Genomic DNA, 13,281 nt, shown 5'->3' with positions numbered 1-13,281 from the left:
GAATTACACGGGAGTTCAAATGTCCAAGAAGAAGATCCTGCTTGCCGGCGAATCCTGGGTGTCGACCGCGACCCATATCAAGGGTTTCGACCAGTTCCCGACCGTCACCTACCACACCGGCGCCGACGAATTGCTGGGCGCGCTGAAGGCGACCGATTTCGACGTCACCTTCATGCCGGCGCATGAGGCGCAGCGCGGCTTTCCGCAGACGATGGAGGCGCTGTCGGCCTATGACGCGGTCGTGCTATCCGACATCGGCGCCAACACGCTGCTGCTGCATCCCGACACCTGGGTCCACTCGAAGCCGACACCGAACCGCCTGCGCCTGCTGCGCGATTATGTCAGCGGCGGCGGCGGTCTGTTGATGTTCGGCGGCTACTATAGTTTCCAGGGCATCAATGGCGGGGCGCGCTACCGCAAGACGCCGGTCGAGGACGTGCTGCCTGTGAACTGCCTGGCCTATGACGACCGCGTCGAGGTTCCGGAAGGTTTTGCGCCCGTACCGAAACCAGGGTCGACACATCCCATCCTCAGGGGCCTCGGTTCGGACTGGCCGATCCTGCTCGGCTTCAACGAGGTGAGGCTGAAGGACGGTGCGGAAATTCTGGCTACCGTGTCGTCGGACTATGGCTCGCTGCCGCTGCTCGTCACCGGCCACTATGGCAAGGGCCGCACCGTGGCCTGGACATCCGATGTCGGGCCGCATTGGCTGCCGCCGCAGTTCATCGCCTGGCCAGGCTACAAGACCCTGTTCGAACAGATGCTGGGCTGGGCGACCGGTGAGAGCTGAGCCATGCGCGTCCACGTCGTCGGCAATGCCTGCGTCGACACCATGTTTCGCGTCGGCCGCTTCCCGGCCGTGGGCGAGACCTTGAACGCCGTGAGCTACGCTGACGGCCTCGGCGGCAAGGGCGCCAACCAGGCGGTCGCGGCAGCGCGGACTGGTGCAGAGGTGACGTTCTGGACGGCGCTCGGCAAGGACCGCGAAGGCGCATGGATCAGGAGCTGGCTCGACAGCGAACTGTCAGACCTCGAGGTCAGCGAATTCGAGCTGCCGAGCGACCGCTCGACCATCGTCGTCGATGGAGGCGGCGAGAATTTTATCGTCAGCGGCGTCGCCTGCAGCGAAGCGTTCGATCCGATAGAACAAACTGCGCTTGCCCGCTGGATCGCGCCCGGCGACATGCTCGTCTGCCAGGGAAATTTGCCCCTCGCCGCGACCAATGCCTGCCTCCGAGCAGCAATGGAAAACGGCGCGCGCACCGTCCTCAACGCCAGCCCCATCGATGCGGCATCTGTGCCCGATCTCGGACTGGCGGAGGTTTTGGTGGTCAACCAATCCGAAGCGCAAGCCCTGACCGGCCAGAGCGATATGGCAGCCGCCGCCCGGGCGCTGGCGGCCAGAGGCGCAGGTATTGTCGTGATCACGCTCGGCGGCGAAGGCTGTCTCGTGCTTGGTCCGGACCAGACGGAACCGCTTCGCTTGCCGGCGCCGCGCGTCGAAGCACTCGACACCAGCGGCGCCGGCGATGTGTTCTGCGGCTGCCTCGCCGGCGGGCTTGCCCGGGGCATGCCGGTCACCTCGGCACTGGAGCTGGCGCTCGCCGCCGCCGCAATCGCCGTGACACGGCCGGGCACGCTGGCATCCTGTCCTTCCGCCTCCGAGATGGCGGCGCTCATCGATCAAATGGAGCTCTCATGACCCAGATCGGCCAATCCGGCGGCGACGCGCTCGTGGACCTTTTCGGCCGCACCAAGGTGGTGATCGGCGTCGTTCACCTGGCGCCGCTGCCCGGCGCGCCGCGCTATGATGGCGAGGCGATCGAGGCGATTTACCAGCGCGGGCTCGACGATGCCCGGGCCTATCTCGATGGCGGCTGCGACGGCGTCATCGTCGAGAACCATGGCGACATCCCCTTCGCCAAGCCTGACGATATCGGACCGGATACGGCGGCCTATATGGCTGTCGTCTCAGACCGCATCCGCCGCGAGCTCGGCAAGCCGATCGGCATCAATGTGCTGGCCAATGCCGCCATCCCGGCCTTGGCGATCGCTAGCGCCGCCGGCGCCGGCTTCGTCCGCGTCAATCAGTGGGCGAATGCCTATGTCGCCAATGAGGGCTTTGTCGAAGGCGAATCGGGCCGTGCGGCACGCTACCGCGCCAGGCTGCGCGCCAACGGCATCCGCATTTTCGCCGATGCCCATGTCAAGCATGGCGCACACGCCATCGTCGCCGACCGCCCAGTGGAGGAACTGGTCAAAGACCTGGTCTTCTTCGACGCCGACGCCATCATCGCCACCGGCCAGCGCACCGGCCACGCCGCGGATTTGGGCTACATAAGCATGATCAAGCAGGCCGCCGGCCTGCCGACGTTGGTCGGCAGCGGCGTGACGCCGGACAACGCCAACGATATCCTCGCCATTGTCGACGGGGTCATCATCGCCAGCGCGCTGAAGCACGACGGCGTCTGGTGGAACCAAGTCGACTCTGCTCGAGTAAAGGCGTTCATGGGTGGTCTGAGGCGATAGCTGACTTCAACCCCCCACCGCACCGAAGGGCCGCAGTCACCCGCGCGAGGGGCGGGAGCTCTTCGGGCTCGCCCGCCGCCCAGAGCAAAAGATGGGCATCGAGCAGAAGTTTCATGCGTCGCCGCCAAACAGCTTCCCGATTTCCTCATCGGCCATGCGATCAACCTCGTCTGGAACTGAAAAAACTGCCCGGCCATAAACCCAACGCGACGCATTTCGCCGGCCGCAGGTGCGTCTATGGCAACGACCTTCACCATCGGCTTGCCGGATCTCGCAATTATGAAGGATTCAGCTTTGACCGCCCTGTCGACAAGACGAGACAGATGCGTCTTGGCCTCGTGAATATTGACGGTGTGCATTGCGGGCCCCGCGACTTAGTCCATGCAACTTAGTCTACTCGGGCCGATCTTCAACTATTGAGCGACTTCCTCGCGCCTAGCCGGCTCCTAGCAAGGAAGGGATTTCGACCTAATGACCCGAATTCGCCGTTAGGAATGGCTTGATCAGGATGGTAGCTTCGCTCAACCACAGCAACGAAGTCGAGGCGATCGTTCGATGCTTGTGGGGAAGGCATATCGTCCAGTAGTGTCGTTGGACGCCCGTTTCGACTTCGATGCCGCCGATCTTCACGGATCTCGAGACACAGTAACTGTTTGGAAGTCCCGCATCGCCTCTGCGGATTCGGAGTTGCCAGCCCCAATTCCTTTGGCAAGCCTGTTTGAAGCTGGTTTAGCTGTTCATCGTAGCGTGCCGGCACCACAGGGTCACCGCGCAGGGGTGTCGGCTGATCTCGACAAGGATCTCGCCGGACTGACCAGTTTCTCCATCTCGCGGAATTCGTTCCGGCGCTGCGCTCCCGCCTCGCCGCGAGACTCGAATTTTCCCATTGCTCACCCAAAGATGAATACCGCTTTCACCTTTTGCGTCAATTTATAAATTTACGCATGGAAACTCTTGGACATTATCTGTAAATTCTCGCCTTGCAGTTTGCACGCCTGGCGGGCAGCGCCGAGGAACCACCCGGGAACGGATGTCCGTGACGAGAGGATTTCAATGCCGATGACGCACAAGACCATGGAGGATTTCGCGCGCTCCTGCGGCGTCTCCAGGCCGACCTTGTCGAAATATTTCGAGGATCCAACCAGCGTCAAGCCGGCGACGCGAAAGCGGATCGAGGAGGCACTCCGCTCGTCCGACTATCAGCCCAATCTGTTTGCCCGCAACCTGAACCGCAAGCGGACCCGCAGCATAGGCATCGTGGTGCCGACACTCGCCGATCCTTTCTATTCCGAGATGGTCAGCCGCATCGAACTCAGGCTGCGCCACGAAGGCTACTGGCCGATCGTGATCTCCTCGCACGGCTCGCGCGAACTCGAAGTGGAAGCGACGCGAACCATCCTGTCACTAAAAGTTTCCGGTGGGCTGATCGCGCCGCTCGGCCTGCGCTCGGACCACCGTGCGCTGGAGAAGCTGACGCAGGCCATACCAATCGTCTATTTCGACACCTATCTCGAGAGCGGCACGCCATTCGTCGGCAACAACAACAGCCAGAGCGTTTCGACGATCGTCGATTACCTCTGCCGCTCCGGCGACGCGCCGGTCTATTTCGACATCCCGCACGTCAATCACAATACGCGCGAACGCCTGCACAACTATGTAAGCGCCATGCAACGGCTCGGGCAAGAGCCGGTGATCATTGGCGACACCCATGAATACACCTGGGATTTCGAACGGATCGGCTACCAGCAGATGGAGGCAATGCTCAGCACTGGTGGCTTGCCGGGTAAGACCATTTTGTGCGCCAATGACCGCCTGGCCTTCGGCATCATGGCGGCCGCCTATTCGCAAGGTCGCAAGGTCGGCCGCAAAAGCGATTGCGACCTGCGCGTCGCGGCCCATGACGACCACCCGCTCAGCCGCTACACCTGTCCTGCCTTGACCACCATGGCGCAGGACTTCGCCGCTATGGCGGGACGCAGTGTGGAGACGCTGCTGGCCCTGCTTGATGAGGACGGGACTGCGGTTGCACCCAAGATCAATCTCGACGCGACGCTGGTCATGCGTCAATCGGCCTGAGCATTTCCAAAGGCGAGATCGAAGCCGCGCCATGCGCCGACCGCCGCGCTGACCGCTTGCCGTGCAGCCGGGCCATGGCGGCCCATCGAGACGAAGCCGTGGATCTGGCCATTCCAGCGGCGCAGGGCGACCGGCACTCCTTCATCTTCCAGACGCTTCGCGTAGGCCTCGCCTTCGTCGGCGAGAATGTCATGGCCGGCGATGGCAACAAAGGCCGGCGCCACACCGGCAAGGCTGGCCGCCTTCAGCGGCGACACGCGCCAATCGTCGATATCGCCGGCATGGGTGACATAGTGGTCGCGGAACCAAGCCATGGTTGCCGCAGTGAGACCAAAACCCTCGGCAAAGCGGCAATAGCTGTCGGCCGTCTGCGAGGCGTCCGTATTCGGGTAGAACAGCAGCTGCGCCGTCGGCGGATTCTTGTTTTCGCGCGCGAGCAGGGAGAGCACCGTGGCGAGGTTGCCGCCCGCACTGTCGCCTGCGACAGCGATGCGCTTCGCGTCGACGCCGAGATCGTCGACGGCACTTTGCATGAAGGCAAGCGCCACGCGGCAATCCTCGATGGCCGCCGGGAACTTGTGCTCCGGCGCCAGCCTGTAGTCGGGACAGACGACGACGCAGGCGGCCATGTTGGCAAACCAGCGGCAGATCTCGTCATGGGAGTCGAGATTACCGATCACCCAGCCGCCACCATGCAGATAGAGCAACGCCGGCGCGCCGTGCGCGGAAGCTCCTAGCCCGCGATAGATCCTGAGCGTCAATGGGCCGCTTGTTCCGGCGATGGTGCGCTCGGTCAGCGAGGCGACCGGCTCGCGTTCGCCCTGCAGTGTCGGAAAGCCCTGCTCATAGGCGTGGCGGGCTTCCTGAGGGCTGCCGGCCTCGAACGGCTTGGCGGCCGCCTGCCGGCCGAGGTCGAGCACATGCCGGGCTTCCGGATCGAGCAAGGGCGAAGGCGATATTGTCATGGACGGCCCCCAAACTCAGGCAAGCAGGCTTGCCGCCTCGTCCTCCGCAAGGAGTGGCGGCTGATCGACGGTTCCATTGACTGCAACCGACTCGCGGCTTTCTCCCGAAGCGAGGGTCGCTTCCATGATCTCCAGCACATGCAGCGCAAGGTCGCCGGACGCACGCGGCTTTCTTCCGCTCAACAGCGCGCGTGAAAGGTCGGCGACGCCGAGCATGCGGTAATTGGCGCGATCGGGCGCGGCGAAGGGCCAGTTGCGAGCGCCGTAGAGTTCGCTCTCGCTTGTGAAGTCAGCCCAGTCGGCTCCGCGCTCCGAAAGCGAGACGGTGCCGCCGAATGTGTCCGGATCGGGCAGCTTGAGCGAGCCTTCCGTGCCATGCAGTTCGATCGGATGGTTGGAGTGCTTGAAGACGTCCCAGGAGGCGCCGAAGGCGACGGTAACGTCTGAGCGGAATTCCAGCAGCGACAGGATGTTGGTTGGCGTGCCGACCTTGAAGGTGGTGTTCCTGTAGGGACCCTCTGCGGTGATCAGGCGCTCCTCCTGGCCACGCGTTGCCATGGCCATCACGCGGCCGACCGGCCCGAGCAGGTTGACCAGCATAGTCAGGTAATATGGCCCCATGTCGAAGACCGGGCCGCCACCGGGTTGATAATAGAATTGCGGATTGGGATGCCAATGCTCCATGCCGCGCCCCATCATGAAGGCGGTGCCGGTCACCGGCCGGCCGATCGCGCCCCCGTCCATGAGGCGGCGCGCCCGCCGGCCGGCGGCGCCAAGAAACGTGTCGGGGGCCGAGCCGAGCAGCAGCCCGCGCTTCGCCGCCTCCGTGACAAGACGGCGACCGTCGTTGGCCGAGGTCGCCAGCGGCTTTTCGGTGAAGACATGCTTGCCCGCCGAAAGTGCTGAAAATGAGATGTCGAAATGCGCCGACGGGATGGTCAGGTTGAGGACGAGGTCGATCTCCGGGTCGGCCAGAAGCGCGTCGACGCTGAGCGGACGGATGCCATATTCGCTGGCGCGCAAGGCCACCATGTCGGCGGAAATGTCGGCGCAGGCGCGCAGTTCCACCTCACCGAACAGAGCCGCATTGCGCAAATAGGTCATCGAGATGTTGCCGCACCCGACAACGCCGATGCCGAGCTTTGTCTTTGATTTCCCGTGCATTTCGATCGTACCTCCCAACACGTCAGCGGCCTGGACCGCTGCGAACGGATCACATTCGCAAGCCGCTATACAACATTTTAAATATTGACGCGCGTAAAATTGTTATAGAACATGCGAAAATGCTGACGAACGTCGGGCGCGCTGCCGGCCCTGGGAGGAGAAATGACTGACATGAAAAATCGGCCGGCCGCCGGCTCGAAGCCCGTGCTCATGTGATGATCGCCGACCGCCGGCAATTTCTCACTGGAAGCGCCGGGCAGCTGGTGCAGTAGCGCGGCTTGCGCGCAGGACTGGGCGTTCGCCGGACTCGCGCCAGTCGCGCGCCGAGCTTTGCCAACACCGCCTCGGGGGAGGCTGACGCAGGGCGGCATCAAGGAAGGAAAGGACGGTCGTGAAAAACCTGAAAGTCGGTTGCCAGACTTTTACTTGGGAAATGTTGGGAGACCGCTTTGCCGGCGGCCCCGACGATCTCGTGAAGGCGATCGCGGATGGCGGCTATGCCGGCATCGAGATCACCGACACGATGATCGGCCGCTATGCCGGCAGGCCGGCGGAATTCGCCACCGCACTGAAGGCGACCGGCCTCACCCTCGTCTCCTTTGCCTTCGGTTCGAAGAACGGCTTCACACTGAAGGAGCAGATCGGCGCCGACCTCGAGGCCGCGAAGCGCTGGATCGACTTCGCCGCCGCTTTTCCGGGCGCGATGGTGTCGATGGGCTCGGCCACCGTCGTCTCGGACGGCCGACGCGACGACAGGTTCGCCATCGCGGCCGAGATCTACAACAGGGCGGGTGAGCTCGGGCGCAAGGCCGGCGTCGATGTCGCGGTACATCCGAGCTCGCACCACAACACGCTGCTGTTCGACCGCGCCGATTACGACCGTATCTTCGGGCTGATCGATCCGTCGCTGGTCGGTTGGGTGCCCGACACCGGCCATATATTGCGCGGCCACAACGACATGATCGACACCCTCACAACCCATCGCGACCGCATCCGCTACGTTCACCTGAAGGATGTCGATGCCAGCGGCACTTGGGCAATGCTTGGCAAGGGCGTCTGCGACACCCAGGCAGTGATCGCCATCGCCAGCGCCGCGCCCAACTTCAACGGCTGGCTGGTGTTGGAGGAAGAATCCGACACCGCTGCCGCAGATCCGGCCGCCGCGGTCAAGACCAACCGCCAGACGATGCGCGGCTACGGCGCGTGAGGAACAGATCATGATCCGGAAACAAGACCGCCGCCTTCGTGTCGGTGTGCTCGGCTGCGGGCCGATCGCGCAATTCGCCCATCTCGAATCCTGCGTCAAAGCAAGGAACGCCGACCTCTATGCTATCTGCGATGCCGCCCCCGACCTTTTGGCGCGCATGGGCGCGACCTATGAACCTGAGAAGATGTATGGCGACTACGACGCCATGCTGGCCGACCCGGAACTGGAGGCGGTGATCGTCGCGACCTCGGACGCCTATCACGTGCCGATGGCGATCAAGGCGCTCGAGGCCGGCAAGCATGTGCTGTGCGAGAAGCCGATCGGCGTCTCGGTCGAAGAGGGCCAAAAACTCGCCGACGCGGTCAAGCGCTCCGGCAAGGTGCTGCAGGTCGGCCACATGAAGCGCTTCGACCCGGCTCTTGAGGCGGCGCGCGATTTCGTCCGCGACGAGATGGGCGAGATACTGGCGCTAAAAGCCTGGTATTGCGATTCCACCCACCGCTACACCAACACCGATGCCATCCAACCGCTGCCGGTCAGCAGCCGGCTGGCGCGCAAGCCGGCCGGTAATCCGAAGGCCGATCTCAGGCGGTACTTCATGCTTGCGCATGGCTCGCACCTCGTTGACACCGCACGCTTCCTGTGCGGCGAGATCCTCGCGGTGCGCGCCCGTCTCAACCAACGTTTCGGCGCCTATTGCTGGTTCGTCGAAACGGAATTCGCCAACGGAGCGCTTGGCCATCTCGACCTGACGGTGGCTGTGCGCATGGACTGGCACGAGGGCTTCCAGCTCTACGGCGAAAACGGCTCGGTGATCGCGAAGACTTTCAATCCCTGGTACTTCCGGGCAAGCGAGGTCGATATCTTCCATGAGAAGGATGCAACGTCGCGCAAGCCGCTTGGCGCGGACGGCCATTTCTTCCGACGCCAGCTCGAAGGCCTCTCCGACACCGTGCTTGACGGCGCGCCGCTGCGTGGCGCCGACGTCGAGGACGGCCTCGCCTCGATCCGCGCCATGGTGGCGATCGCCCGCTCGGTCGAAACCGGCCAACGCGTCGAGATTGCTGGCGTAACAGGAGCGGTCTGATGGAGATCGGGGTGTTCGCCAAGACCTTTCCGGGAAGCGAGCCGGCCGGTGTGCTGGCCGCGGTGCGCGACGCCGGATTTGCCGTTACCCAGTTCAACCTTGCCTGCGCCGGCCTGCCGTCGATGCCGGATGCGGTGCCGGATCACGCCATCAGCACTATTGCGGCTGCGTCTGATGCCTCCGGCGTCGCTTTGGTGGCGCTGTCGGGCACCTACAACATGGCCCATCCGGACAGGACGGTGCGCCACGACGGCCTGCGCCGTCTTGGCGCGGTCATCGAGGCCGCGGCAGCGCTTTCGGTTCCGCTCGTCACCCTGTGCACGGGAACGCGCAACGCGGACGACCAGTGGGCGCATCACCCTGGCAATGCCGATCCGTCGGCCTGGGCCGATATGGCAAGCGAGATGGAAAAGGCGCTTGCTCTGGCCGAGCATCACGGTGTCGATCTCGGCATCGAACCCGAACAGGCCAACATCGTCACATCGGCAGCGGACGCGATGCGCCTTATCGCAGAGATGGGCTCGAAGCGGCTGCGCATTGTGCTCGATCCGGCGAACCTGTTCGAACAGGCGAGCACAGGGCAAGCACGCGCCGTCGTCGCTGCAGCAGTCGAAGGCACCGCAGGCCACGTCGCCATGGCCCACGCTAAGGACCGTTTCGCCGACGGCCGCTTTGCCACCGTCGGCCGCGGCGTCGTCGACTTCGCCGATTTCGTCGCCCGGCTCAAAGTGTCAGGCTTTGACGGGCCGCTGGTCACGCACGGCCTTTCAGCCGAAGAGGCACCAGGCGTCGCCCGGTTCCTGAAGGGGCTGGCCTGATGGCGCGCCCGGCCACCTTGTTTCGCGACGATGCCACGCTGCGGATTTCCGATGAGGGCGACGGGCTTGCCGTCGTCTTCCAGCACGGACTGGGCGGCGGCGAGGCACAGGTCGCGCAGGCTTTCCCCATCGACGCCGGCTGCCGGCGCATCACGTTGGACTGCCGCGGACACGGTGAGTCCGATCTAGGCAGCCGCCGACCGTTTTCAATGGCGATGTTTGCGGACGATGTTCTGGCCGCCGCCGACCAGGCCGGCCTGGACCGTTTCGTCGCTGGCGGCATTTCCATGGGCGCCGCGATTGCGTTACGCCTTGCCTGCCGTTGTCCGGACCGCGTCGCCGGCCTGATGCTTGTGCGGCCGGCCTGGACGTTCGAACGCGCGCCAGTGAACCTGCAGCCGATCGCCGAGGTCGCCGGCCTCATCCTCGATCATGGCCCCGACAAGGCCAGGACGATCTTCTCGCGGTCTGAAGTCGCCGCGCGCCTGCAGAGCGAGGCACCAGACAATCTCGCCTCGCTGTTCGGTTATTTCGACCGCCCGGATGCAGCATTGTTTGCGCAAGTCCTGGCCGACATCGCTGCCGATGGAGCTGAGGTCTCGGCAAGCGACGCCGCCACCCTTGGCATTCCTGTGCTGGTCATCGGCAATACTGTGGATGCGGTGCATCCACTATCGGCCGCGCATACACTTGCGGATGCCATCCCCGGCGCGGCCTTTATGGAGATCGCCGCCAAGGCGCTCGACGGCAAAAGGCATTTCGCCGAGCTGCAGGCCGAGATCACCACGTTCCTTCACGCCCACTTCAACATCCGGAGCCTTGTTGCGTCATGACGAGCAAATCCTTATCCGGCCGTGTTGCCATCGCCGCCTTGCCGCGCAACCGGCTGCTCGGCGAGTTTTCCCTGTGGTCGGCCGACCTGGCCAACATGGAGCGCGATCTGAAGCGCATAGACGCTTATGTCGACCTGCATCACATCGACGTCGCTGACGCCCGCTTCACCCCCGGCTTCCTGTTCTTTCCGGATCTGGTGGCACGGATCGCCAAGCTGACGACAAAGCCGATCCATGTGCATCTGATGGTCGAAGCGGAAATCGTCGAGGAGCAAACGCGCCAGTTCATCGAGGCCGGCGCCGACCTCATCAGCGTCCATGCTGAAAACGGCGAGGCCGGGTTGCGCGCCGTGCGGCTGGCGCATGAGCTCGGCGCCGAGGCCGGCGCGGTGCTCAGGCTGGAAACGCCTGTCTGCGCCGTCACGCCCTTCTTGCCCGAAGTTGCCTTTGTGACGCTTCTCGGCACGTCGATCGGCGTCAAGGGCCAGGCGCTGTCCGATCAGGCCTGCCCGCGCCTGATCGAGGCGCGCGCGCTGATGCGAAAAGCAGGTCGAGAGAACCAAATCATCTTGGCTGCCGATGGCGGAATCCGACACGAGACGGTGCCGCGCCTGCGTGCTGCCGGGGCCGAAACGGTGGTGCTCGGATCGCTGGCGTTCGGCGACCCCGACCTTGCGCAACGCATGGCCTGGCTGCATGGGTTGAAGGTCACCGCCTGATGACCAAAGTTGCGCTTGCATTCGATCTCGGCGGAACGGAGCTGCGGGGCGCGCTGGTCGAGCGCAACGGTCGGGTTGTCGCCCGCGTTTCGGCGCCGACGTTGGCGGGTGCGGGATCGGAAGCGGTGATCGGCCAGATCATCTCACTTGCTGGCAGGCTTTTGGTCGAGCGGCCGCAGGCAGAGATTGCCGGCATCGGCGTCTGCGCGCCGGGGCCGCTCGATCCCAAGGCCGGGATCGTGATCGCGCCGCCGACGCTGGCCGGCTGGCACGACGTGCCGCTGCTCGACATTCTGGGCAGGCATTTCGGCCTGCCGGTGCGGCTGGAGAACGACGCCAATGCAGCCGCGCTGGGCGAATGGCGTTTCGGCGCCGGCCGGGGTAGCGGATCGGTGGTCTTCGTCACCGTGTCGACCGGCATCGGCGGCGGCGTTGTTGCCGATGGCCACATCTATCATGGCCGACGCGGGCTGGCAGCCGAGATCGGCCATATGACCATCACCGGCGAAGGCGACCGCTGTTTCTGCGGCGCCATCGGCTGCTTCGAGGCGGTGGCATCGGGAACCGCGCTCGGGCGGCATGCCACGCGGCTGACGGCTCCCGGCGACGGCTCACTGCTCAGGCGTCTTTCCGGCGACGGCGATGTCTCGGCCAGGCACGTCGTCGAGGCCGCTCGCGCCGGCGATATCAGGGCCCTGGAACTGGTCGAGGCCGAGGCGAAGTGGCTGGGCATCGGCTTCACCAATCTGTTGCACCTCTACTCGCCTGATCTGATCGTGATGGGCGGCGGCCTCGCCAACGGCTTCGATCTGCTGGCGCCGCTTGTCAGGGGCACCGTCGAAGCGCGGGCGATGCCCGCCTATCGCGATGTGCCGATCGTACAGGCGCAGCTCGGCGACCAGGCCGGCCTGGTCGGCGCGGCAAGCCTGATCCTGCGGGAGGGCAAGCCAGGAACGTCACTGGCAATGGCGCAGAACGACGAGAGAAGATGACGCCGGCACTCGCCGGGAGCGCTTCGGCCGCAGCGAATTCGAACTCCGGCGTCAAACGCAGCGCGGCACCGAGAGGCTGATGGCAGACGGAAGGCACTCACACGTAGCGCACTTCGACTCCCAGCTTGTCCAATCGGCTACGAATCCCATACGGCATACCAGTGTCGGTGATGATCAGATCGACACGTGACAACGAGAATGCCTTGGACGAGGCGCCGATATCCCATTTGCTTGAATCTGCCACAAGGATCACACGCCTGGCCATACGAACCAGGTTACGCTTCGTACGTGCAATGTCTTCTGAGACATCGACGACGTCGAATGAGTGATCTATCGCATGCGCGCTGACGAATGCCTGGTGAGCCACAAGACCGCCCACGGCCTTGTCAAAATCCGACACGATCGTGCTGACCGTCTCGGGATAGACCCGACCGCCTATCATATGCACGTCCAGTCCGGGACGATACATCAGATGCTGCGCGATGTTCATCGCGGTTGTCGCTACTACGACATTGCTGACCGGAGGCATCTGCATTGCGACCTGCAGCAACGTCGAGCCGCTGTCGAACACCACGGACTGGTTGTCTATGATCTGGCGCGCCGCCATCTGCGCGATACGCCGTTTGGCATCGAAGTTGCGGTACATCCGTTCTTCGAAGGCCGCGGCGGGCGAATCAGCGGGCAAGGCAATTGCGCCGCCATGCGTTTTGATCAACTGCTTTTTTGCGTCCAGAATTTCCAGGTCGGACCTAATGGTCACCTCGGACACGCCGAAGTTTTCCGCCAGTTGGCTGGTGCGCGCCTGGCCGGTCCGTTGAAGCTCGAGCATGATCTGATGTCGTCGTTGTTCCGCCAGCATGTGTGACCCCGAATTGCTGTTTGAATAGCTGC

Annotated in this window: 13 protein-coding genes and 1 pseudogene; 10 read left to right on the top strand and 4 right to left on the bottom strand. The window is 64.0% G+C overall.

Annotated features, from left to right (window positions below; all coding sequences use genetic code 11):
- Positions 1-19: 19 nt before the first annotated feature.
- The 3 genes from NKI22_RS20145 to NKI22_RS20135 are packed head-to-tail and all read left to right on the top strand — an operon-like array spanning position 20 to position 2,529.
- Entirely contained in the window at positions 20-790 is a 771-nt protein-coding gene (locus tag NKI22_RS20145; RefSeq protein WP_352958741.1) for a glutamine amidotransferase, read from the top strand.
- Positions 791-793: 3 nt separating this feature from the next.
- Positions 794-1,702, top strand: a complete 909-nt coding sequence (locus NKI22_RS20140) for a ribokinase (protein ID WP_352885508.1) — start codon at positions 794-796, stop codon at positions 1,700-1,702.
- Positions 1,699-2,529: a BtpA/SgcQ family protein gene (locus NKI22_RS20135; protein ID WP_352958739.1), complete on the top strand. Its 831-nt coding sequence runs from the start codon at positions 1,699-1,701 to the stop codon at positions 2,527-2,529. Before NKI22_RS20140 ends, NKI22_RS20135 begins: the two co-directional genes overlap by 4 nt.
- A 111-nt stretch (positions 2,530-2,640) precedes the next feature.
- Here the strand turns inward: NKI22_RS20135 and NKI22_RS20130 are convergent.
- Positions 2,641-2,888: pseudogene (locus tag NKI22_RS20130) on the bottom strand (type II toxin-antitoxin system Phd/YefM family antitoxin).
- A 694-nt stretch (positions 2,889-3,582) separates the two neighbouring features.
- Between NKI22_RS20130 and NKI22_RS20125 the strand changes: the two are divergent.
- Positions 3,583-4,605: a LacI family DNA-binding transcriptional regulator gene (locus NKI22_RS20125; protein ID WP_352483924.1), complete on the top strand. Its 1,023-nt coding sequence runs from the start codon at positions 3,583-3,585 to the stop codon at positions 4,603-4,605.
- Here the strand turns inward: NKI22_RS20125 and NKI22_RS20120 are convergent.
- Both NKI22_RS20120 and NKI22_RS20115 read right to left on the bottom strand, forming a co-directional pair.
- Entirely contained in the window at positions 4,593-5,570 is a 978-nt protein-coding gene (locus NKI22_RS20120; protein ID WP_352548573.1) for an alpha/beta hydrolase, read from the bottom strand. The two genes, NKI22_RS20125 and NKI22_RS20120, sit on opposite strands and share 13 nt — an antisense overlap.
- Before the next feature lie 15 nt (positions 5,571-5,585).
- Positions 5,586-6,734 (bottom strand): Gfo/Idh/MocA family protein, encoded by a 1,149-nt coding sequence (locus tag NKI22_RS20115; RefSeq protein WP_352496437.1) that lies wholly within the window; start codon positions 6,732-6,734, stop codon positions 5,586-5,588.
- Positions 6,735-7,167: 433 nt separating this feature from the next.
- Here NKI22_RS20115 and NKI22_RS20110 point away from each other — a divergent pair, with 433 nt between their 5' ends.
- From NKI22_RS20110 to NKI22_RS20085, 6 genes are read left to right on the top strand one after another with little or no spacing between them, the layout of a single operon-like run.
- Positions 7,168-7,941, top strand: coding sequence for a sugar phosphate isomerase/epimerase family protein (locus tag NKI22_RS20110; protein ID WP_352496446.1), 774 nt, complete (start codon positions 7,168-7,170; stop codon positions 7,939-7,941).
- A gap of 10 nt (positions 7,942-7,951) precedes the next feature.
- A complete protein-coding gene (locus tag NKI22_RS20105) occupies positions 7,952-9,028 on the top strand; it encodes a Gfo/Idh/MocA family protein (RefSeq protein ID WP_352548576.1) in 1,077 nt (358 codons plus the stop codon).
- The gene (locus NKI22_RS20100; RefSeq protein ID WP_352496436.1) at positions 9,028-9,846 is read left to right on the top strand and encodes a sugar phosphate isomerase/epimerase family protein; all 819 of its coding nucleotides are present in this window, start codon (positions 9,028-9,030) and stop codon (positions 9,844-9,846) included. Before NKI22_RS20105 ends, NKI22_RS20100 begins: the two co-directional genes overlap by 1 nt.
- Positions 9,846-10,679, top strand: coding sequence for an alpha/beta fold hydrolase (locus NKI22_RS20095; protein WP_352718084.1), 834 nt, complete (start codon positions 9,846-9,848; stop codon positions 10,677-10,679). Before NKI22_RS20100 ends, NKI22_RS20095 begins: the two co-directional genes overlap by 1 nt.
- Positions 10,676-11,398 (top strand): ribulose-phosphate 3-epimerase, encoded by a 723-nt coding sequence (locus NKI22_RS20090; RefSeq protein ID WP_352790388.1) that lies wholly within the window; start codon positions 10,676-10,678, stop codon positions 11,396-11,398. The genes NKI22_RS20095 and NKI22_RS20090 overlap by 4 nt, the downstream gene beginning before the upstream one ends.
- Positions 11,398-12,390, top strand: coding sequence for an ROK family protein (locus NKI22_RS20085; RefSeq protein WP_352548581.1), 993 nt, complete (start codon positions 11,398-11,400; stop codon positions 12,388-12,390). The genes NKI22_RS20090 and NKI22_RS20085 overlap by 1 nt, the downstream gene beginning before the upstream one ends.
- A gap of 97 nt (positions 12,391-12,487) precedes the next feature.
- Here NKI22_RS20085 and NKI22_RS20080 read toward each other — a convergent pair whose 3' ends face one another.
- A complete protein-coding gene (locus NKI22_RS20080; protein WP_023721854.1) occupies positions 12,488-13,249 on the bottom strand; it encodes a DeoR/GlpR family DNA-binding transcription regulator in 762 nt (253 codons plus the stop codon).
- Positions 13,250-13,281: the final 32 nt, after the last annotated feature.

Origin of the sequence: Mesorhizobium sp. M0778 (assembly GCF_040320105.1) — a bacterium.
GTDB lineage: Bacteria > Pseudomonadota > Alphaproteobacteria > Rhizobiales > Rhizobiaceae > Mesorhizobium.
This window is presented reverse-complemented; position numbering and strand designations above follow the sequence as displayed.